15 protein-coding genes and 3 tRNA genes are annotated in these 20,784 nt (G+C 65.1%); 6 read left to right on the forward strand and 12 right to left on the reverse strand.

Going from position 1 to position 20,784, the window contains the following annotated elements; genetic code table 11:
- Nucleotides 1–54 precede the first annotated feature (54 nt).
- Nucleotides 55–1,557, forward strand: a complete 1,503-nt coding sequence (locus tag AC56LK_RS23495; protein WP_497186876.1) for an NAD(P)H-hydrate dehydratase — start codon at nucleotides 55–57, stop codon at nucleotides 1,555–1,557.
- Here AC56LK_RS23495 and AC56LK_RS23500 read toward each other — a convergent pair.
- Nucleotides 1,554–2,270: an ABC transporter ATP-binding protein gene (locus AC56LK_RS23500; protein ID WP_436106101.1), complete on the reverse strand. Its 717-nt coding sequence runs from the start codon at nucleotides 2,268–2,270 to the stop codon at nucleotides 1,554–1,556. The two genes, AC56LK_RS23495 and AC56LK_RS23500, sit on opposite strands and share 4 nt — an antisense overlap.
- A 7-nt stretch (nucleotides 2,271–2,277) precedes the next feature.
- Here AC56LK_RS23500 and AC56LK_RS23505 point away from each other — a divergent pair, with 7 nt between their 5' ends.
- Nucleotides 2,278–2,904 (forward strand): arylesterase, encoded by a 627-nt coding sequence (locus tag AC56LK_RS23505; RefSeq protein ID WP_497186877.1) that lies wholly within the window; start codon nucleotides 2,278–2,280, stop codon nucleotides 2,902–2,904.
- The gene (mnmH, locus tag AC56LK_RS23510) at nucleotides 2,904–3,959 is read left to right on the forward strand and encodes a tRNA 2-selenouridine(34) synthase MnmH (RefSeq protein ID WP_497186878.1); all 1,056 of its coding nucleotides are present in this window, start codon (nucleotides 2,904–2,906) and stop codon (nucleotides 3,957–3,959) included. Before AC56LK_RS23505 ends, mnmH begins: the two co-directional genes overlap by 1 nt.
- Before the next feature lie 82 nt (nucleotides 3,960–4,041).
- Here mnmH and AC56LK_RS23515 read toward each other — a convergent pair whose 3' ends face one another.
- The 11 genes from AC56LK_RS23515 to AC56LK_RS23565 all read right to left on the reverse strand — a co-directional run bounded on the left by AC56LK_RS23515 (nucleotide 4,042) and on the right by AC56LK_RS23565 (nucleotide 17,566).
- On the reverse strand, nucleotides 4,042–5,964 hold the full coding sequence (locus AC56LK_RS23515; protein ID WP_497186879.1) for a SurA N-terminal domain-containing protein: 1,923 nt from the start codon (nucleotides 5,962–5,964) through the stop codon (nucleotides 4,042–4,044).
- A gap of 117 nt (nucleotides 5,965–6,081) precedes the next feature.
- A tRNA-Asp gene (locus AC56LK_RS23520) sits at nucleotides 6,082–6,158 on the reverse strand.
- Between the two features lie 20 nt (nucleotides 6,159–6,178).
- Nucleotides 6,179–6,255, reverse strand: a tRNA-Asp gene (locus tag AC56LK_RS23525).
- Nucleotides 6,256–6,321: 66 nt separating this feature from the next.
- A complete protein-coding gene (locus AC56LK_RS23530) occupies nucleotides 6,322–6,594 on the reverse strand; it encodes an HU family DNA-binding protein (protein WP_227803043.1) in 273 nt (90 codons plus the stop codon).
- A gap of 200 nt (nucleotides 6,595–6,794) precedes the next feature.
- Nucleotides 6,795–9,203, reverse strand: a complete 2,409-nt coding sequence (gene lon / locus AC56LK_RS23535) for an endopeptidase La (protein ID WP_497186880.1) — start codon at nucleotides 9,201–9,203, stop codon at nucleotides 6,795–6,797.
- Between the two features lie 270 nt (nucleotides 9,204–9,473).
- Entirely contained in the window at nucleotides 9,474–10,742 is a 1,269-nt protein-coding gene (gene clpX, locus AC56LK_RS23540) for an ATP-dependent Clp protease ATP-binding subunit ClpX (protein ID WP_436106106.1), read from the reverse strand.
- Between the two features lie 157 nt (nucleotides 10,743–10,899).
- The gene (gene clpP / locus AC56LK_RS23545) at nucleotides 10,900–11,517 is read right to left on the reverse strand and encodes an ATP-dependent Clp endopeptidase proteolytic subunit ClpP (RefSeq protein ID WP_436106107.1); all 618 of its coding nucleotides are present in this window, start codon (nucleotides 11,515–11,517) and stop codon (nucleotides 10,900–10,902) included.
- Nucleotides 11,518–11,656: 139 nt separating this feature from the next.
- The gene (gene tig / locus AC56LK_RS23550) at nucleotides 11,657–12,997 is read right to left on the reverse strand and encodes a trigger factor (protein WP_497186881.1); all 1,341 of its coding nucleotides are present in this window, start codon (nucleotides 12,995–12,997) and stop codon (nucleotides 11,657–11,659) included.
- A 31-nt stretch (nucleotides 12,998–13,028) separates the two neighbouring features.
- Nucleotides 13,029–13,115 (reverse strand) — tRNA-Leu (locus AC56LK_RS23555).
- Between the two features lie 198 nt (nucleotides 13,116–13,313).
- The gene (locus tag AC56LK_RS23560) at nucleotides 13,314–16,412 is read right to left on the reverse strand and encodes an efflux RND transporter permease subunit (protein ID WP_497186882.1); all 3,099 of its coding nucleotides are present in this window, start codon (nucleotides 16,410–16,412) and stop codon (nucleotides 13,314–13,316) included.
- Nucleotides 16,409–17,566: an efflux RND transporter periplasmic adaptor subunit gene (locus tag AC56LK_RS23565; protein WP_497186883.1), complete on the reverse strand. Its 1,158-nt coding sequence runs from the start codon at nucleotides 17,564–17,566 to the stop codon at nucleotides 16,409–16,411. The genes AC56LK_RS23560 and AC56LK_RS23565 overlap by 4 nt, the downstream gene beginning before the upstream one ends.
- Nucleotides 17,567–17,667: 101 nt before the next feature.
- Here AC56LK_RS23565 and hpnC point away from each other — a divergent pair, with 101 nt between their 5' ends.
- From hpnC to hpnE, 3 genes are read left to right on the forward strand one after another with little or no spacing between them, the layout of a single operon-like run.
- Nucleotides 17,668–18,477, forward strand: a complete 810-nt coding sequence (gene hpnC, locus AC56LK_RS23570; RefSeq protein ID WP_497186884.1) for a squalene synthase HpnC — start codon at nucleotides 17,668–17,670, stop codon at nucleotides 18,475–18,477.
- A 60-nt stretch (nucleotides 18,478–18,537) separates the two neighbouring features.
- A complete protein-coding gene (gene hpnD, locus AC56LK_RS23575; RefSeq protein WP_497186885.1) occupies nucleotides 18,538–19,371 on the forward strand; it encodes a presqualene diphosphate synthase HpnD in 834 nt (277 codons plus the stop codon).
- Nucleotides 19,358–20,761: a hydroxysqualene dehydroxylase HpnE gene (hpnE, locus tag AC56LK_RS23580; RefSeq protein ID WP_497186886.1), complete on the forward strand. Its 1,404-nt coding sequence runs from the start codon at nucleotides 19,358–19,360 to the stop codon at nucleotides 20,759–20,761. The genes hpnD and hpnE overlap by 14 nt, the downstream gene beginning before the upstream one ends.
- The last annotated feature ends 23 nt before the right edge of the window (nucleotides 20,762–20,784 follow it).

Raw genomic sequence — 20,784 nt, forward strand, 5'->3', positions numbered from 1 at the left:
CTATTGTAGTCCGGCCGCGCGGCCGTTTTGGCGAAAATGCATGACAATGCGGCCATGGACAATCCCCTGTACACCGTCGCGCAGCTGCGCGAGATCGAAGCTGCCGCCTATGCGAACCTGGCGCCCGGCGCCCTGATGCGGCGCGCCGGCGAAGCCGCCGCGAAGTTCGCGCTCGAACTGCTGGGCGACCGGCGCAATCTTCCAGTCCTGCTGCTCGCCGGGCCCGGCAACAACGGCGGCGACGCACTGGAAATGGCGGCCATCCTGGCCGATGCCGGCGTCGATGCGACCGTGATGCACTTGCCCGGACAGCGCGAGACCTCGGGCGAGGCCGCGAGCGCCCACGAACGGGCGCGCGCCGGCACGGTCGGCTTCATCGACATGCTGCCGCCCGACGGGCAATGGGGCCTGGTGGTCGACGGCCTGTTCGGCATCGGCCTGGCGCGCCCGCTCGAGGGCGAGTACCGCGAGCTGGTCGCCTCGCTCGGCGCCCTGCGCTGCCCGACCCTGGCGCTGGACGTGCCGAGCGGCCTGGATGCCGACACCGGCGCCGTAATCGGGCCGGACGGCATCGCGGTGCGGGCCACGCATACCATCAGCTTCCTGGGCGACAAACCTGGCTTGCACACGGCCGACGGGCGCGACCACGCCGGTCAGGTGCGGGTCGAGATGCTGGGTGTCGGACCCGAACACCTGCCCGCCCCCGCCGCCCGCCTCAGCTCGGCGGAAGCCTTCGCGCACCGCCTGGCTGCGCGCCGGCACAATACGCACAAGGGCAGTTTCGGCGACGTGGCGGTGATCGGCGGCGCCCACGGCATGGCCGGCGCGCCGGTGCTGGCCGCGCGCGGCGCCCTGTATGCGGGGGCTGGACGGACTTTCGTGGCGATGCTCGACCCCGGCCCCGGCTACGACAGCGTCCAGCCCGAGATCATGTTCCGTGCTGCCGAGGGCTTCGCGTTCGACGGGCGCACCCTGGTGATCGGTCCCGGCATGGGCGGCTCGGCCGCGGCCATGCGCCTGCTGGCGAAGGCGCTCGACAGCGACAGTCCGCTGGTGATCGACGCCGACGCCCTCACCCTGATCGGCGCCAGTCCCGACCTGCTGGAACGGCTGGCGCAGCGCAGCGGCCCGGCGGTCCTCACGCCGCATCCGCTGGAAGCTGCCCGCCTGCTCGGCATGACGGCGGCGCAGATCCAGGCCGACCGCTTGGAGGCCGCGCGCGAGATGGCCCTGCGCAGCAATGCGACGGTCATCCTGAAAGGCTCGGGGTCGGTGATCGCGCGCCCCGACGGGGCCATCCTCATCAACCCGACCGGCAACGCCGGCCTGGCGACGGCCGGCAGCGGCGACGTGCTGGCGGGGATCTGCGGGGCCTTGCTGGCCCAGGGCTGGCCGGCATGGGAAGCGGCGCTGGGCAGCGCATGGATCCACGGCGCCGCAGCCGACCTGCTGGTCGCGCAGGGCGTCGGGCCGATCGGGATGACGGCGGGGGAACTGCCTGCCGCAGCGCGGGACGTGCTGAACGTGCTCGTACGGGAAGCGTCCCCGCAGGCTTAAGCCAGGCGCCCGGCGGCGATGGTGATGGTGCGGCCGCATCTGGCCGCCATTGCCGGGTCGTGCGTGACCAGCACCAGGGTCGAGCCGCGTTCGCGGTTCAGTTCGAACATCAGCTGGATGATCGATTCGCCGGTGGCGGCGTCGAGGCTGCCGGTCGGCTCATCCGCGAACAGCAGCGGCGGCTCGGTGACGAAGGCGCGCGCCAGGGCCACGCGCTGCTGCTCGCCGCCCGACAGGTACTTGGGATAATGCCGCAGGCGGCTGGCCAGGCCCACGCGGCCCAGCATCGCCTCGGCCTTGGCGCGGGCGTCGGCGTCGCCGCGCAACTCCAGCGGCAGCATTACGTTCTCCACGGCGTTCAGGTGGGCCAGCAGCTGGAAGGACTGGAACACGAAGCCCAGCTTGGCCTTGCGGAAAGCCGCGCGTCCGTCTTCGTCGAGGGCGAAGATGTCGGTACCGTCGAGCAATACCTTGCCTTCGGAAGGCGTGTCCAGGCCGGCAAGCAGGCCCAGCAGGGTCGACTTGCCCGAACCGGAAGCCCCGACGAGCGCGAGCGTCTCGGCCGGTTGCACGGTAAAATCGATGTTTTGCAGGATGGTGAGCTCGCCGCTGGCGTCCGCCACCCGCTTCGACAGGCCGCTGACGGCAATCGCCGGCGTCCTGACTGTTTCATTGGCCGGACCGTTCTTGTACGCCTCGGGGTGATCACGCATGCGAATGATGTTAGAAAGTCTTAAAAAGTTGGCTGTTGCTGCCTGCCTGACCCTGGCAGCATCGGCAAGCGCTTATTCTGCACCAAAAACCGTCCTCGTGGTGGGCGACAGCCTGTCGGCCGAATACGGCATCACGCGCGGCGCCGGCTGGGTGGCGCTGCTGGAACGGAAGCTCAAGGCCGAGAAGATCCCGGCCAGGGTGGTCAACGCCAGCATCAGCGGCGAGACCACGATCGGCGGCCGCACCCGCCTGCCGGCCCTGCTCGACCAGCACCGGCCCGACATCGTGGTGCTCGAATTGGGCGCCAACGACGGCCTGCGCGGCCTGCCGGTGGCCTCGGCCGAAAGCAACCTGCGCGCGATGGTGAGCATGGCGCAGCAGAAGAAGGCGAAGGTGGTGCTGGTGGGGATGCGCATGCCGCCGAACTACGGGCGCGCCTACACCGAGAGCTTCTTCAACATGTTCAAGAAGCTGTCCAGCGAAACCAGGTCGCCGCTGGTGCCCTTCATGCTGGAAGGCGTGGCCGACAAGCCGGCGCTGTTCCAGCAGGACCGCCTGCACCCGACCGCCGCCGCCCACCCCATCATCCTGAACAACATCTGGCCGCAATTCGCGCCGCTCGTGAAAGAATAATGAAATACCCTGCCGTCCTGAGCTTCGCCGACATTCTCCCCGAACTCGATACCTTCGATACCATCATCGACGCGCGCAGCGAGTCGGAATACGCGCTCGACCGGATTCCCGGCGCGGTCAACGCCCCGGTGCTTGACGACGCGCAGCGCATCCGCGTCGGGACCCTGTACAAGCAGGTCGGCGCCTTCGAGGCGAAGAAGCTCGGTGCGCCGCTGGTGGCGGCCAACATCGCGCGCCACATCGAGACCCTGTGGGCCGACAAGCCGCGCGACTGGAAACCGCTGGTCTACTGCTGGCGCGGCGGCAACCGCAGCGGCTCGCTGGCCCACATCCTGGCCAAGGTCGGCTGGCCGGTGGTGCAGCTCGACGGCGGCTACAAGGCCTTCCGCGCGCACGTGGCCACGGCGCTGGAGAATCCGCCGGAACTCGATTTCCGCGTGGTGTGCGGCACCACCGGCAGCGGCAAGAGCCGGCTGCTGGAAACCCTCGACCGCCTGGGCGCCCAGGTACTCGACCTGGAACGCCTGGCGGCCCACCGCGGCTCGGTGCTCGGTCACCTGCCGGACGAACCCCAGCCGACCCAAAAAATGTTCGAAAGCCAGATCTGGGACAAGCTGCGCCGCTTCGATCCATCCAAGCCGGTGTTCGTCGAATCCGAGAGCAAGAAGGTCGGCAACCTGCGCGTGCCGGACGCGGTGATGGAACGCATGCGCGCCTCGCGCTGCATCTCGCTGTCGCTGTCGCGCGAGAACCGGGTGCGGCTGCTGATGGAAGACTACGCGCACTTCTGCAAGAACCCCGACGCCCTGACCGGCCAGCTGGCCCACCTGGCGCAGCTGCACGGGAACGAAAAGATCAAGGCCTGGCACGACATGGCCAACAGCGGGGCCATGGCGGAGCTGGTCGACCAGCTGCTGGTGGAGCACTACGATCCGGCCTACCTGCGGTCGATCGACCGGAATTTCGCGCAGTTTCCGAAGGCCGAGAGCCTCGAGTTGAACGACATCGCCGAGCATGATTTCGTCGCGGCGGCGCGCCGCCTGCACGCTGCCTGAGACGCCGTTCGGCGCCTTGTAAAGCAAAAAGCCCGGCTGCTCACACAGCCGGGCTTTTTCATGCCTTGCTACTTCGTGGCGATCACTCGCCGTCGGTCTTGACGCCGAGCTGGGACGGCTGCACGTTGATCTTGGCTTTGGCCTTGGTCTTCAGTGCTTCGACGTAGTTGAACAGCTCCGACTGGCCCACCACGCCCGAGATCTGCTGGGCTTCCTGCTTGCGGCGGTTGAGGTCCGGCGCAGCCGGCTGCGATACCTTGTTGATGCGGTACACGCCATAGCCCTGGCCCGGGATCTCCACGCCGACGTAGGCCGGCAGCTTGGTCGCATCGGCCTTCAGCACCGCGACCGCAGCCGTGGTGTTGATGGTCGGTTCCTTGGTGCGGGTCACGAGCTTCGGCTCGCCGAAGCCGCTCGCATCGCCCGAGGCCTTGGCCGCGGCCAGCTTCTGCTCGCCGGCGGCGCGCGCCAGGCGGGCGGCTTCTTCCAGGGTCACGCGCTGGCGGATCTGGGCGTCGACGTCGGCCAGCGCACGCTTGGTGGCCGGCTTGAACTCGAGCACGCGGCCCGAGACCAGCACGCCCGGCGCCACTTCCACGCCTTCGGTGTTGCGCTTGTTCTTGACGGCGTCCGTGCCGAACAGCGCAGCCAGGAACTTCTCGTTGTTGTACGGCGCCTGGCCCAGTTGCGGGTTCGGCTTGCGGGTCAGGTTGTCGACGGTCTGGATCTTCAGGCCCAGCTTGTCGGCCACCGGCTTCAGGCTCTCCGACTGTTCGTACACCATGTTGGTGAAGGTCTCGGCCATTTCCGAATAGCGCTTTGACATCTTCTGCTTCTTCAGGTCGGCGACGATGTCATCCTTGACGGCCAGCAGCGGCTTCTGCTCGGCGGCCTTGAGCGAAGTGAGCTTGATGATGTGGTAGCCGAATTCCGACTGCACCACGCCACTGACTTCGCCTTCCTTCAGCGCGTAGATCGCGTCTTCCACCGGCTTGACGAAGGCACCCTTCTCGACCACGCCGAGGTCGCCGCCGGCCTGGGCCGAACCCTGGTCCTGCGACTGTGCCTTGGCGATCTCGGCGAAGTTCGCCGGGTTCTTGCGCACTTCCGCCAGCACCGCTTCGGCCTTGGCCTTGGCGGCGGCCTGGTCGGCCGGCTTGGCGTCGCGCGCCAGGTTGATCAGGATGTGGCTCGCGCTACGCTGTTCCGGCGTCGTGTAGCTCTTGAGATTCTTGTTGTAGTAGTCGGTGACTTCGGCGTCCGTCACCTGCACCTGGCTTTCGACGGCGGCGGCATCGAACACGACGTACTCGGCCTTTACCTGCTCCGGTATTGTGAACAGCTGGGCGTTCTTGTCGTAGTAGGCCTTGACCATCTGGTCGGTGACCTTCACCTGCGGCAGGAATTGCGCGATCGGGAACTGCAGTTCCTGGACTTCGCGTTCCTGGTCGCTGATGTCCGACAGGCGCGCGCTTACCGAGCGCGGTGCGAAGGCGGTCGCCTGGATCGCGTTAGACAGCTGCTGCATGGTCAGGTCGCTGCGCAGGCGCTGGTCGAACATGGCCGGGGTCATGCCCTGGGCCGCCAGGGCGGCCTTGTACTGCTCCATGTCGAAGCTGCCGTCCGGCTTGCGGAAGGCCTGGATCTCGGCAATGCTCTTGGCCAGGGCGGCGTCGCCCACGCTCATGTTGCTGCGTGCGATCTCGGCGCGGATGGCGCGTTCGGCCACCAGGTTGTTGAGGATCGCCTGCTTGGCTTCCGGCGTCTCGAACATCTTCTGGTCGAACTGCGGGCCCATCATCTGGCGCGCCTGGTCGATCTGGCGGCGCTGGGCTTCTTCCCATTCCTGCTGGGTGACCTTCTGGCCGGCCACAGTGGCCACGCCGGTGGCCGCGTCGCCGCGGTCCTGGTAGCTCTCGACACCGACTAACACGAACGAAGGCACGATCAGGACCAGCAGCAGGCCCTGCATCACGCGCTTGTTGTTACGGACAAAATCAAACATGGTCAGCCATTCAAGGTTGATAATGCTTTAACAGCACAAGTTAAAAAAAAAGGCGAACTCGCGTTCGCCCCTTCTTGTATTCCGGAGCCTTCGCAGACTCCGGACCTTACTGAATTCTGGCGGAGCGGACGGGGCTCGAACCCGCGACCCCCGGCGTGACAGGCCGGTATTCTAACCAACTGAACTACCGCTCCAGACTAAATGTTGTGGATGTTGGCGGAGCGGACGGGGCTCGAACCCGCGACCCCCGGCGTGACAGGCCGGTATTCTAACCAACTGAACTACCGCTCCAACAAAAACACTTCATCGCATTAGCTTTTCAGCTAGTGCCCCCTGCGTGTCACTGCAGAGAAGGCATTAGTTTACAGCATCTTTCAGCGCTTTACCAGCCTTAAATTTCGGAACCTTTGCAGCTGCAATCTTGATCGGTTCCTTGGTGCGCGGATCGCGGCCGGTGCGTGCGGCGCGCTCGCCCACGGTGAAGGTGCCGAAGCCGACCAGCGTGACGCTGTCGTTCTTCTTCAGGGACTCGGTTACCGCTTCGATCATCGCGTCGAGAGCACGGGTCGCCGAGGCCTTGGTAATGTCCGCGGACTTCGCGATTTCTTCGATCAGTTCTGTCTTGTTCACTCTAACCCTCGTTTATACGTTGGACGCCGCGGCGCCTTCCTGCAAAAGTGCAAGCGCGTATTAAACAAGGGCAACATTGGTCTGTCAAGCAACATCCGTGGAGGCCGGTGTCGGTTGCATGCATACGTCACTTCATGCGCGCGGCAGGCACGAAAAAAAACAGGCGCCGAAGCGCCCGTCTTATCGATCACGTACTGCGATCAGTGCTTGACCACTTCGGTTGAACCTTCCGCAGCCGGCGCCGGGGTCACGGCCACGGCTGCCGGCACGTCCGCCAGGGCTTCCGGCTGGCGCTCCAGCGCAATCTCGAGCACCTTCTCGATCCAGCGCACCGGCACGATCTCGAGCTTGTTCTTGACGTTGTCCGGGATCTCGGCCAGGTCCTTCACGTTCTGCTCGGGGATCAGGACCGTCTTGATGCCGCCGCGATGCGCCGCCAGCAGCTTTTCCTTCAGGCCGCCGATCGGCAGGACTTCGCCGCGCAGCGTGATCTCGCCGGTCATCGCCACGTCGGCGCGCACCGGGATGCCGGTGAAGGCCGAGACCAGCGCCGTCGTCATGCCGATACCGGCCGACGGGCCATCCTTCGGCGTCGCGCCTTCCGGTACGTGGATGTGGATGTCGGTCTTCTCGAAGGCCTCGGCCTTGATGCCGAAGCGCTGCGCACGCGAACGGACCACGGTGCGGGCCGCCTCGATCGATTCCTTCATCACGTCGCCCAGGGTACCGGTGCGGATGATCGCGCCCTTGCCCGGCACGTTCACGGCTTCGATGGTCAGCAGGTCGCCGCCCACCTCGGTCCAGGCCAGGCCGACCACCTGGCCGATCTGGTTTTCCTTCTCGGCCACGCCGAAGTCGTAGCGGCGCACGCCCAGGAACTTGTCGAGGTTCTTGCCGTTCACCAGGATGCGCTTTTCGGACTTGGTCAGCAGCAGCATCTTGACGACCTTGCGGCAGATCTTCGAGATCTCACGCTCGAGCGAACGCACGCCGGCTTCCCGGGTGTAGTAGCGGATGATGTCGCGGATCGCCGATTCCTCGACCTTGATCTCGCCTTCCTTCAGGCCGTTGTTCTTGATCTGCTTCGGCAGCAGGTAGCGCTGCGCGATGCTGGTCTTCTCGTCCTCGGTGTAACCCGACAGGCGGATCACTTCCATCCGGTCCAGCAGCGCCGGCGGGATGTTGAAGGAGTTCGAGGTCGCCACGAACATCACGTCCGACAGGTCGAAGTCGACTTCGACGTAGTGGTCGCTGAAGGTATGGTTCTGCGCCGGGTCCAGCACCTCGAGCAGGGCCGAGGACGGGTCGCCGCGGAAGTCCGCGCCCATCTTGTCGATCTCGTCGAGCAGGAACAGCGGGTTGCGCACGCCGACTTTCGACAGCGACTGCAGCACCTTGCCCGGCATCGAGCCGATATAGGTACGGCGGTGACCGCGGATCTCGGCCTCGTCGCGCACGCCGCCGAGCGCCATGCGCACGTACTTGCGGTTGGTCGCGCGGGCGATCGATTCACCCAGCGAGGTCTTGCCCACGCCTGGAGGACCGACGAAGCACAGGATCGGCGCCTTCAGCTTGTCGACGCGCTGCTGCACCGCGAGGTACTCGAGGATGCGTTCCTTGATCTTGTCGAGGCCGTAGTGATCCGACTCCAGCACCTGCTGGGCCTTCTCGAGGTCGATGGTGACCTTCGACTTCTTCTTCCACGGCAGAGACACCAGGGTGTCGATGTAGTTGCGCACCACGGTGGCTTCGGCCGACATCGGCGACATCAGCTTGAGCTTCTTGATCTCGGCTTGCGCCTTTTCCAGTGCCTCTTTCGGCATCTTGGCGGCGATCACCTTCTTCTCCAGCTCTTCGATGTCGGCGCCCTCTTCGCCTTCACCCAGTTCCTTCTGGATGGCCTTGACCTGCTCGTTCAGGTAGTACTCGCGCTGCGACTTCTCCATCTGGCGCTTGACGCGGCCGCGGATGCGCTTTTCGACCTGCAGGATGTCCAGTTCACCTTCCAGCTGGCCGAGCAGGTGCTCGAGGCGCTTGGCGACGTTGAAGATCTCGAGGATGACCTGCTTCTGCTCGAGCTTGAGCGGCAGGTGCGCGGCGACGGTGTCGGCCAGGCGGCCGGCGTCGTCGATGCCCGCCAGCGAAGCGAGGATCTCCGGCGGGATCTTCTTGTTGAGTTTGACGTACTGGTCGAACTGCTGGACGATGGCGCGGCGCATGGCCTCGACTTCGGAATCGTCGCCGATTTCCGAGGCGACCGGGGTCAGCTCGGCCGTGAAGTGGGTGGCGCCATCGGTGATCTGGTCGATGCGCGCGCGCTGGGCGCCCTCGACGAGGACCTTCACGGTACCGTCCGGCAGCTTCAGCATTTGCAGAATATTGGCCACGCAGCCGATCTCGTAGATGTCTGCGGCGGAAGGTTCGTCCTTGGCTGCGGCCTTTTGCGCGGCAAGCATGATGCTCTTGCCCTGCTCCATCGCGGCTTCGAGGGCCTTGATCGATTTCGGACGGCCGACGAACAGAGGTATCACCATATGCGGGAACACGACCACATCGCGCAGCGGCAGGAGAGGCAGCGTCGTTTGCTCGGTTAATTTCGTAGTTGTCATGGCATACCTTATAGAAACGTGTTGCTGAACTTGGGCGCTCGCAGCGTAAATCTCAAGACCACCGCGAATATATTTTCTACCGGTAAAAGATTATCAATTAAGTGAAAATATAGCCGTTCCAATAAAAGTCGTCTTTTCAAATGAAAAAGCCACTACGCGAGGGCTCCCGCGAGTGGCTTTTCGATTGAAGCCTACGTCTATTATTGAGGTAAATTGTACGCTCAAGAATCCGTACGGCAAGACTTTTGTGGCAAGAGTGCGCGTCTTTTTTCAGTTTTCGCCGGATGCTTTTGGCGTTTCGCTGTAAATCAGCAAAGGTTTTGCGGCGTTCGTGATCGTATTTTCATCGATCACGACCTTGACCACGTTTTGCTGGCTCGGCAATTCATACATCACGTCCAGCAGCGCGTGTTCGAGGATCGAACGCAGGCCGCGGGCGCCGGTCTTGCGCGCCAGCGCCTTGCGGGCGATCGCGTGCAGGGCCGCAGGGCGAATTTCGAGTTCGGCGCCTTCCATTTCAAGCAGCTTCGAGTACTGTTTGATCAGGGCGTTCTTGGGCTCGATCAGGATCTGGATCAGCGCTTCCTCGGTGAGCTCGTTCAGCGTCGCCACGACCGGCAGGCGGCCGACCAGTTCCGGGATCAGGCCGAACTTGATCAGGTCTTCCGGCTCGGCGTCCATCATGATTTCGCTGGCTGCACGCTCGGTCTGGCTCTTGACCGTGGCGGCGAAACCGATGCCGCTCTTTTCGGAGCGGTTCTGGATGATCTTGGCCAGGCCGTCGAAGGCGCCGCCGCAGATGAACATGATGTTGGTCGTGTCAATCTGGACGAAGTCCTGGTTCGGATGCTTGCGGCCGCCCTGCGGGGGCACCGACGCCATCGTGCCTTCGATCAGCTTCAGCAGGGCCTGCTGCACCCCCTCGCCCGACACGTCGCGCGTGATCGACGGGTTGTCCGATTTACGCGAGATCTTGTCGATCTCGTCGATGTAGACGATGCCGCGCTGAGCTTTCTCGACTTCGTAGTTGCAGCTCTGCAGCAGCTTCTGGATGATGTTCTCGACGTCCTCGCCGACATAGCCGGCTTCGGTCAGGGTAGTCGCGTCGGCGATCACGAAGGGAACGTTGAGCATGCGCGCCAGGGTCTGGGCCAGCAGGGTCTTGCCGGAACCGGTTGGACCCACGAGCAGGATATTGCTCTTGGCCAGTTCGACGTCGTCCTTCTTGCCCAGGTGCTTCAGGCGCTTGTAATGGTTGTACACCGCCACCGACAAGATGCGCTTGGCCGTCTGCTGGCCGATCACGTACTGGTCGAGCAGCTCGGTGATTTCGTGCGGAGTCGGCAGATCGGACTTGGCGCCCGCCACCGATTCGACGTTCGAGGTCTCGTCGCGGATGATGTCGTTGCACAGGTCGATGCATTCATCGCAGATGAACACCGACGGTCCCGCGATCAGCTTCTTGACTTCGTGCTGGCTCTTTCCGCAGAACGAGCAGTACAGAAGTTTTTCGCCGCTGGAGGATTTTTTGTCAGACATGGGGCAGGTAATTTAATGAATTGCAATGAATATATCGCTAATACGGATACGCAACAAGTGCGCACACGAACATGCTACCTGAAATAAAAACGAAACGCCCGAACGTCGTTCCGCCCGGGCGTTTTTTGGCAACACCTTGGTCGATGTCGCAACGCGCTCAGGCGCGGTTGGTCAGGACGCGGTCAATCATACCGTATTCGACTGCTTCTTCCGCCGACATGAAACGGTCGCGGTCGGTATCGCGGTGGATCTGCTCGATGCTCTGGCCGGTGTTGTCGGCCATGATGCGGGCCAGACGCTCGCGCAGGTACAGGATTTCCTTGGCCTGGATTTCGATGTCCGACGCCATGCCCTGCGAACCGCCGGACGGCTGGTGGATCATGACGCGCGAATTCGGCAGCGAGAAGCGCTTGCCCTTGGCGCCGGCGGCCAGCAGGAAGGCGCCCATCGAGGCGGCCAGGCCGGTGCACAGGGTCGACACGTCGGGCTTGATGAAGTTCATGGTGTCGAAGATCGCCAGGCCCGCCGAGACCGAACCGCCCGGCGAATTGATGTACAGCGAGATGTCCTTGTCCGGGTTCTCGCTTTCCAGGAACAGCATCTGTGCCACGATCAAATTGGCCATCTGGTCGTTGACAGGGCCGACCAGGAAGATCACGCGTTCCTTGAGGAGGCGCGAATAGATGTCATAGGCGCGCTCGCCGCGGCCGCTTTGTTCGACCACCATCGGCACGAGGCCGAGGGCTTGGGTATCCAATGCCGGATTACGAATCATACCTGTCTCGTTCCTATTAAAAAGGGGTTCAGAAGTCCAATCTTAGCAGGTGCGCGTGGTTTGCACAGACACGGAGGGCGGACAGCGAAGCTGCCCGCCCTCCCATTAAACCACAACGTCCTTGCGGACCAGCTATTCTTTAGCCCTGTGGGTTGCCACCCATCAGTTCATCGAAAGCGATGGTCTTGGTGCCGACCTTCGCCTTGCCGAGGACATAGTTAACGACGTTTTCTTCCAATACAAGAGCTTCCACTTCGGCCAGGCGGCGGCGGTCGCTGTAGTAGTACTTCAGGACTTCCTTCGGATCTTCGTAGCTTTGCGAGAAGTCTTCGATCTGGGCCTTGACCTGCTCTTGAGTTGCTTGCAGGTTATTGTCCGAGACCAGCTGCGACAGGATCAGGCCCAGGCGCACGCGGCGTTCGGCCTTGTCGGCGAACATCTCTGCCGGGAAAGGCATCGCCTTGACGTCCATGCCACGCTGCATCATGTCCTGGCGGGTCATCTCGGCCAGGCGCTCCGAATCCTGCTGGATCATGGCCTTCGGCACTTCCAGGTCGGTAGCCTTGGCCAGGGCGTCCATCACGGCTTCCTTGTTGCGGGCCTTGACGCGGGCGTTGACTTCACGCTGCAGGTTGGTCTTGATGTCTTCGCGCATCTTCTCGATCGAGCCGTCTTCGATACCGAGCGACTTGGCGAATTCCGCGTCGACTTCCGGCATGTGGGCCCACTCGAGCTTGTTCAGGGTGATGGTGAACTCGGCGGTTTTGCCGGCCACGTCCTTGCCGTGGTAGTCCTCAGGGAAAGGCAGCGGGAAGGTCTTGCTCTCGCCGACTTTCAGGCCGATGGTCGCGGCTTCGAATTCCGGCAGCATGCGGCCTTCGCCCAGCACGAAGGCGTAGTTCTCGGCCTTGCCGCCGGCGAACTCTTCACCGTCGATGCGGCCGACGAAGTCCACGGTCACGCGGTCGCCGTTGGCGGCCACCGGCTCGCCGCCGTCGCCGTGCTCGCCTGCCTCACCCTTGGTGTGGTAGTGCACGCGCTGCTTGCGCAGGATGTCGATGGTCTTGTCGATCTCGGCGTCGGTCACGTCGGCCGACACGGTTTCGATGTCGACATTGGCCAGGTCGCCGAGCACGACTTCCGGGTAGACTTCGAAGGTTGCGTCGAAGGCCAGCATGCCTTCCGGCGCTTCCTCTTTCGGCTCGATTTTCGGGAAACCGGCAACGCGCAGCTGGTTCTCGTTGGCGGCGTCATTGAACGCGCGGCCGACCTTGTCGTTCAGCACGTCCGATTCGATCTGGTAACCGTATTGCGCAGCGACCATCTTGAGCGGCACCTTGCCTGGGCGGAAGCCCGGGGCCTTTGCCGTCTTGGCCTGCTTCTTGAGGCGCTTTTCGACCTCGCTACGGACGTCAGCTACCGGAAAAGTGATCGTCAAGCGACGCTCGAGTTTACCCAGGGTTTCGACTGCAGTTGCCATTATAAAAATCGTCCAAAAAAATAATTATTCGTGGTGCGAGGAGGGGGACTCGAACCCCCACACCATTGCTGGCGTCAGGACCTAAACCTGGTGCGTCTACCAATTTCGCCATCCTCGCGCAGGATTGCATTTTTTGCCACAAAAACAAAGGGCGCCCGACAGTGAAACCGGCCGCCCTGCACTCCTCTGTTTAGGGGCTACAACTTCAGCCGGTTATTTTACTGGATTTTCTGTCACTATTGGACGCTTTTTTCTAGGCGTGCGGGGGTTGGGAGCTCTTCTATATAGAGTGTAGAGCTCTTCCATCTACGCGGGCTCACGGGAGCTTGGCGCCAACCGGCTTTTTCACCCTGAACCAGGCGGCATACAGCGCCGGCAGGAACAGCAGGGTCAGCGCCGTCGCCACCAGCAGGCCACCCATGATCGCCACCGCCATCGGCCCCCAGAACACGGAGCGCGACAGCGGGATCATCGCCAGCGCCGCCGCGGCGGCCGTCAGCAGGATCGGCCGGCAGCGCCGCACCGCCGCTTCGACGATGGCGTCCCAGGCCTCGGCCCCGGCGGCGATGTCCTGCTCGATCTGGTCGACCAGGATCACGGAGTTACGGATGATCATGCCGAACAGTGCGATCACGCCCAGGTTCGCCACGAAGCCGAACGGCCGGCCGAACACCAGCAGCGCCATTGCCGCCCCGGCGATGCCCAGCGGGCCGGTGAGGAAGACCAGCAGCGAGCGCGAGAAGCTGTGCAGCTGGAGCATCAGCAGGGTGAATACGATGAACAGCACCAGCGGGACATTGGCCATGATCGAGGCTTCCGCATCCGAACTGTCGGCCGCCGCGCCTTCCACGGTCACCCGGTAGCCGGCCGGCAGCTTGGCGCGGATCGCGGCCAGCTTTTCGTCGACTTGCGCGGTAACGGTCGGCCCCTGGATGCCCGCTTTCACGTCCGACTGGACCATGATGGCCCACTCGCGTCCTTCACGCCAGACCACGCCCGGCTCCCACACGAAGGCGACGCGCGCCACCTGCCCGATCGGCACGGCGCCGCCGCCGGCGGTGGGCACCAGGGCCTCCGACAGGCGCGTGATGGTCGAGCGCTCCTCGAGCGGCTGGCGCACCACGATGTCGATCAGGCGGTTGGTCTCGCGGAACTGGCCGACCGGGGTGCCGCTCAGGGTGGTATTGATCACGCGCCGCACCGACTGCGAAGTGACCCCGAGGGCGCGCAGCTTGTCCTGGTCGAGGTCGAGGCGCAGCACCTTCACCGCCTCGTTCCAGTTGTCGTTGACGCCCACCGTGTTCGGGTTGGCGCGCATGACTTCCCTGACCTGGTCGGCGACGCCGCGCACGATGCCGATGTCCGGGCCCAGCACCTGGAACTGCACCGGATAGGCCACCGGCGGCCCGTTCGGCAGCAGTTTCACGCGCCCGCGCACCTCCGGGAAGTCGTTGCGGAAGGCGTCCTCGATCTTGCGCAGCAGCGCCTCGCGCGCCTCGGCGTCAACCGGCAGCACGACCAGTTGCGATACGTTCGACTGCGGGAAGATCTGGTCCAGCGGCAGGTAGAAGCGCGGGCTGCCGGTGCCGACATAGCTGGTCACGCTCTGCACGCCCTGCTGCTGCTTCAGGAAGCCCTCGAAGCGTTTCACGACAGCCTCGTTGGCCGCGAAGCTGGTGCCTTCCGGCGACCACATCTCGACCATCAGCTCGGGACGGCTGGAATCCGGGAAGAACTGCTTTTCGATGAAATTGAAGCCGAACACGCCCAGCGCGAACACGCCCAGGCTCAGGGCGATCGTGGTCTTGCGCCACTCGACGCAGCGGTGCACCAGGCGCCGGAAGCGCTCGTAGGCCGGACTGTCGAACACGTCGTGCGAGGCTTCGCCCTGCCCGTGCGGTTTGACACGCAACAGGACGTAGCCGATATAGGGCGTGAACACCACCGCCGCCACCCAGGAGATCAGGAGGGCCAGCGCATTCACCGAGAACATCGTGAAGGTGTATTCGCCGGCCGCCGACTTGGCCAGGCCGATCGGCAGGAAGCCCGCGGCCGTGATCAGGGTCCCGGTCAGCATCGGCATCGCGGTCGAGGTGTAGGCGAAGGTGGCCGCCTCGAAGCGCGACATGCCCTCTTCCATTTTGCGCACCATCATCTCGACCGCGATGATGGCGTCGTCCACCAGCAGGCCGAGGGCGATGATCAGGGCCCCGAGCGAGATCTTGTGCAGCGAGATGTCGAGCACCCGCATGAACAGGAAGGTAATCGCCAGCACCAGGGGAATCATCAGCGCCACCACCAGGCCGGGGCGCACGTCGATGCGCAGCTTCGGCTTGGTGTGCAGGCCGAGGGCGATGAAGGACACGGCCAGCACGATGATCACCGCTTCGACCAGCACCTTGATGAATTCATCGACCGAGGCGGTGACGGCCTGCGGCTGGTCCGACACGCGTTCCAGCTCGATCCCGACCGGCAGCTGGGCGCGCACGCGCGCCACCGTCTCGTCCAGGCCCTTGCCCAGCTTGATGATGTTGCCGCCCTTTTCCATCGAAACGCCCAGGCCGATCACTTCCTTGCCGTTGAAGCGCATCTTGTCCTTGGGCGGATCCTGGTAGCCGCGCTTCACGATCGCGAAATCACCCAGCCGGAACGTCGTTGACCCGGCGCGCAGCTGCAGGTTTTCCAGCAGCTCGACCGATTTCAACGCCCCGGTGACGCGCACCTGCAGGTTGTCGCTCGGGGTCACCAGCACGCCGCTGGCCTCGACCTGGTTCTGGGTGGCGATCTGGTTGACGATCTGCTCGAAGGGGATGCCCAGCTGGGCGAACTTCTTGCTGGAGAACTCGATGTAGAGCTTCTCTTCCTGGACGCCGAACTGCTCGACCTTGGAGACCAGCGGCACCTTCAGCAATTGCTGGCGTACGAAGTCGGCATAGTCGCGCATCTCGGCCTGGGTGAAGCCGTCGCCCGAGAGCGCGAAGATGGAACCGTAGGTATCGCCGAATTCGTCGTTGAAGAAGGGCCCGATCACGCCCTGCGGCAGCGTGGCCGCCATGTCGCCGATCTTCTTGCGCACCTGGTACCAGGTGGGCGCGGTATCAAGCGGCGGCGTCGATTCGCGCAGCTCGAGGATGATGGTGGTCTCGCCCGGTTTGGAAAAGCTGCGGATGCGGTCGATATAGGGCGTTTCCTGGAGCTTGCGCTCGAGCGGGTCGGTCACCTGCTCGGCCATCTGCACGGCGGTGGCGCCCGGCCACACGGCGCTGACCACCATCGCGCGGAAGGTAAAGGGCGGATCTTCGTCCTGGCCCAGCTGCTGGTAGCTCAGGATGCCGCCGATCAGCAGTGCCGCGATCAGGTAGCGCGTGAGCGGGATGTGTTCCAGTGCCCAGCGCGACAGGTTGAAACCCCTCATTTCGCGGCTCCGCCAGCCGCGGCGGCTTCGGTGTCGCCGCGGCGCGAGACGTCCGCCGTCAGGATGCGGACTTTCTGGCCCGGCTTGAGCAGGTGCACGCCGGCCGTCACGATGGTCTGGCCCGGCTGCACGCCGCCCGCCACCAGCAGCTCGTTGCCCGACTGGCCCGCCAGCTGGACCGGCCGCAGCTGCACCGCGCCCTTCTCGACCACCCAGACGCTGGTCGCGCCCTTGTCCTGCACCAGCGCGCTCAAGGGCAGGCGCAGTTGCGTGCCGCTCCCCTTGTCGTCGGCGACCGCCATGTCGACGGTGGCGGTCATGCCCAGGCGCGTCTCGGCGCTGGCGGGAATCGACACCTTCACCGTGTAGGTGCGGGTGGCCGGATCGGCCACCGGCGACACCTCGCGGATCTTGCCGGGGATGGCCACCTGGCGGTTCGCCCACAGGCGCACCTTGACGTCGGTGGCCTGGCGCAGCTGGCCGACCCGGTCTTCGGGGATGCCGATCACGACTTCCTTATCGTCGGTGCGGGCCACGCGCACCACCGGCACGCCGGCGGCCACCACCTGGCCGACCTCGGCGTCCACCGCCGTCACCACGCCGTCGGCATCCGATTCCAGGTTGGCATAGCCGGCCTGGTTCGACTGGCCGCGGAAGCCGGCGCGCGCCGCATCCACGTTGGCCTGGGCCGCCCGCAAGGCCGCCTGCTTGGCGTCGAGCACCGCCTGGCTGACGAAGTTCTGGGCGCGCAGGTTCTGGTGGCGCTTGTAGTCGGCCTGGGCCAGGTCGCGTTCGGTCTCGGCGGCGCGCAGGCTGGCGCGTGCCTGGGCCTCGGCCAGGCGCAGGTCTTGCGGGTCGAGCCGCATCAGGACCTGGCCATCCTTGACGTTGGCGCCGACATCGACCTTGCGCTCGACGATCTTGCCGCCGACCCGGAAGCCCAGGCGCGACTCGTAGCGCGGACGGACGTCGCCCGAGAACTCGACGCGCTCGACGCCGTTGCCGGCGGCCAGCTGGATGGCGCGCACCGGGCGCACCTCCTCAGGCTCGGGTGCGGGCTTGTCGCAGGCGGTCAGCAGGGCAAGGACGAGCGGCGCAATGAACGGAGCAATATATGCGGTGCGGGTACGGCGAAACAGCTGGAGAGCAGACACGTCGAATCCTCTGGCCTTGGTGGCCTGTTAGGGCATTTGTAATCAAGCAATTATAATCAGGGAAACAGACAAGAACCCGACATTAGAGTCAACAGTCAAATATGCCAGTTGAGCATTACGAGAACTTCCCGGTTGCCTCCTTCCTGCTGCCGCGCCGACTGGTGCCGGCCGTGGAAGCGATCTACGCTTTCGCGCGCAGCGCCGACGACATCGCCGACGAAGGCGACGCCGCGCCTGCCGAGCGGCTGGCCGAACTGGAACGCTACGGCAGGGAGCTGCGGGCCATCGAGCATGGCGCGACCCCGGCCGATCCCATGTTCGCGCGCCTGGCCGGCGTGGTGCGCGACTTCCGCCTGCCGGTCGCGCCCATGCACGACCTGCTGTCGGCCTTCCGCCAGGACGTGGTCACCACCCGCTACCCCGACTACACGGCCCTGCTCGACTATTGCCGGCGCTCGGCCAACCCGGTCGGGCGCCTGATGCTGGAACTCTACGATGCGGTCGACGAGCGCAACCTGCGCGATTCGGATGCCATCTGCAGCGCGCTCCAGCTCATCAACTTCTGGCAGGACGTGGCGATCGACCTGCCCAAGGGCCGCATCTACCTGCCGCTGGAAGACCTGGATCGGCATGGCGTGAGCGAAGCGGAACTGGCGTCCGCCCCCTCGAGCCCGGCCTGGCGCTCCCTGATGCGCTTCGAGGTCGAGCGCGCCCGTGCCCTGATGCTCAGCGGCGCCCCGCTGGTCGAGCGCCTGCCGGGCCGCATCGGCTGGGAACTGCGCCTCATGGTGCAGGGCGGCCTGCGCATCCTGGAAGCGATCGAACGGGCCGACTACGACGTGTTCCGGCGTCGCCCCGCCCTGGCGGCGCCCGACTGGCTCGTGGTCGGCTGGCGCGCGCTGCGCATGTAAAATAGCGGATTCGCATCATTCCGCATCGCCCATTAAGTATTCAGCAACAAACAACAATACATGTCCCCCGACGATTACTGCCAGCAAAAGACGGTCCAAAGCGGCTCCAGCTTCTATTACAGCTTCCTGTTCCTGCCGCCGGAGCGCCGCCGTGCGATCACGGCGCTCTACGCCTTCTGCCGCGAGGTGGACGATACCGTCGACGAGACGCTTGATGCCTCGGTCGCGCGCATCAAGCTGGCCTGGTGGCGCACCGAGGTTTCGACCATGTACCAGGGCACGCCGACCCACCCGGTGACCCAGGCCCTGCAGCCGCACATCGCCACCTACCAGCTGGAAGAGCAGCACCTGCAGGCGATCATCGACGGCATGGAGATGGACCTGGACCAGAGCCGCTACCTCGACTATCCCGGCCTGCAGAAATACTGCTGGCGGGTGGCCGGCGTGGTCGGCATCCTGTCGGCCAGCATCTTCGGCTACACCCGGCCGGAGACCCTGGCCTACGCCGAGAAGCTCGGCCTGGCCTTCCAGCTGACCAACATCATCCGCGACGTCGGCGACGATGCGCGCAAGGGCCGCATCTACATCCCGGTGAACGAGCTCCAGCAGTTCAACGTCACTGCCGCCGACATCCTCAACTTCCGCCACAACGAGAAGTTCGAGGCCCTGATGCGGTACCAGAACGAGCGCGCCCAGCGCACCTACGACGAGGCCCTGGCGCTGCTGCCGAAAGAAGACCGGCGCGCCCAGCGCCCGGGCCTGATGATGGCGGCGATCTACCGCACCCTGCTCGATGAAATCGCGCGCGACAACTTCCAGGTGCTGAACCAGCGCGTCTCGCTGACGCCGCTGCGCAAGCTGTGGCTGGCCTGGAAGACCTATGTCCGCACCTGAGGCCCGGCTGCGGGTCCTGGTCGCCGGCGGCGGCTGGGCCGGCTGCGCGGCCGCGGTGGAACTGGCCTCTCATGGTGCCGACGTGACGCTGGTCGAGGCTTCCCGCACGCTCGGCGGCCGCGCCCGCGCCGTCGAGGTGGAGGGAAAACTGCTCGACAACGGCCAGCACATCCTGCTGGGCGCCTACGACGCGACCCTGCGCCTGTTACGCCAGGTCGGCATCGCCCCTGATACAGCCTTGTTGCGCCTGCCGGTGCAGATGCGCTACCCGGAACGCAGCGGCGGCATGGACTTCGTCGCCCCGCGCTGGCCGGCGCCCTTCCACCTGATCGCCGCGCTGCTGCGCGCCAGGGGCCTGACACGCGCCGACAAGCTGGCCCTGGCCCGCTTCAACTCCACGGGCCGCATGATGGGCTGGGTGCTCTACAAGGATTGCACGGTCGGGGAGCTGCTGGACCGCTACGACCAGACCCCGCGCCTGAACCGCCTGTTGTGGCACCCGCTGTGCATCGCGGCGCTGAACACGCCGCCCGAACGCGCCTCGGCCAAGGTCTTCCTGGCCGTGCTGCGCGACAGCCTGGGTGCGAAACGGCGCGCCGCCTCGGACATGCTGCTGCCGCGCATGGACATGGGAGCCCTGTTTCCCGAGGCGGCGGCGCGTTTCGTCGAAACCCACGGCGGCAAGCTGCTCACCGGGACCAGGCTCACGGCCGCGACGCCATCCGGCGACGGCTGGCAGGTCGCACTCTCAGGCCGGGAGGCGAGCTTCGATGCCGTCGTACTGGCCACGCCGGCCGCCCAGTCGGCCGCCCTGCTCGCGCCACACGCGCCTGAATTGGCGCAGCAACTTTCCGCCCTCGACTACGAGCCGATCGCGACCTGCTACCTGCAGTACGCCCCCTCGGTCCGCCTCGAGCTGCCCTTCTACGCCCTGCTCGACGACCCGGCACAGGGGCGCTGGGGCCAGTTCGCCTTCGACCGCGGCCAGCTCGATGCCGCCCAGCCGGGCCTGCTGGCAGTCGTCGTCAGCGCCGCCGGCGCGGCCGCCCAGCTCGACCAGGAGGCGCTGGCCGGCAGCATTGCCGCCCAACTGGCCCGCGACCTGGGCCGCCCGGAACTGGCCGCGCCGCAGTGGACGCGGGTGATCACCGAGAAGCGCGCCACCTTTTCCTGCACCCCGGGCCTGGTCCGCCCCGGCAACGATACCTCGCTGCCGGGCCTGGTGCTGGCGGGCGACTACACCGCCAGCGACTACCCGGCGACCCTGGAAACCGCGGTGCGCAGCGGCATCGAGGCCGCGGCGCTTATCCGCGCCTACGGCACCCTGCCCCGCGAAAAACGCAGACTGTCGCATGCCGATGGCATGGCTGCGCCCCCTTCCGTAAGCTAGCAACATCGAAACATGTCTTATGG

The sequence above is a fragment of the Telluria sp. ZB4P36 genome (assembly GCF_059685865.1).

Coding starts and splice junctions, on each gene's coding strand:
- AC56LK_RS23495 (WP_497186876.1), top strand. CDS start 55: ATGGACAATCCCCTGTACACCGTCGCGCAGCTGCGCGAGATCGAAGCT.
- tig (WP_497186881.1), bottom strand. CDS start 12,997: ATGGCAACTGCAGTCGAAACCCTGGGTAAACTCGAGCGTCGCTTGACG.
- clpX (WP_436106106.1), bottom strand. CDS start 10,742: ATGTCTGACAAAAAATCCTCCAGCGGCGAAAAACTTCTGTACTGCTCG.
- lon (WP_497186880.1), bottom strand. CDS start 9,203: ATGACAACTACGAAATTAACCGAGCAAACGACGCTGCCTCTCCTGCCG.
- AC56LK_RS23515 (WP_497186879.1), bottom strand. CDS start 5,964: ATGTTTGATTTTGTCCGTAACAACAAGCGCGTGATGCAGGGCCTGCTG.
- AC56LK_RS23500 (WP_436106101.1), bottom strand. CDS start 2,270: ATGCGTGATCACCCCGAGGCGTACAAGAACGGTCCGGCCAATGAAACA.
- AC56LK_RS23505 (WP_497186877.1), top strand. CDS start 2,278: ATGTTAGAAAGTCTTAAAAAGTTGGCTGTTGCTGCCTGCCTGACCCTG.
- hpnC (WP_497186884.1), top strand. CDS start 17,668: ATGCCAGTTGAGCATTACGAGAACTTCCCGGTTGCCTCCTTCCTGCTG.
- hpnE (WP_497186886.1), top strand. CDS start 19,358: ATGTCCGCACCTGAGGCCCGGCTGCGGGTCCTGGTCGCCGGCGGCGGC.
- mnmH (WP_497186878.1), top strand. CDS start 2,904: ATGAAATACCCTGCCGTCCTGAGCTTCGCCGACATTCTCCCCGAACTC.
- hpnD (WP_497186885.1), top strand. CDS start 18,538: ATGTCCCCCGACGATTACTGCCAGCAAAAGACGGTCCAAAGCGGCTCC.
- AC56LK_RS23560 (WP_497186882.1), bottom strand. CDS start 16,412: ATGAGGGGTTTCAACCTGTCGCGCTGGGCACTGGAACACATCCCGCTC.
- clpP (WP_436106107.1), bottom strand. CDS start 11,517: ATGATTCGTAATCCGGCATTGGATACCCAAGCCCTCGGCCTCGTGCCG.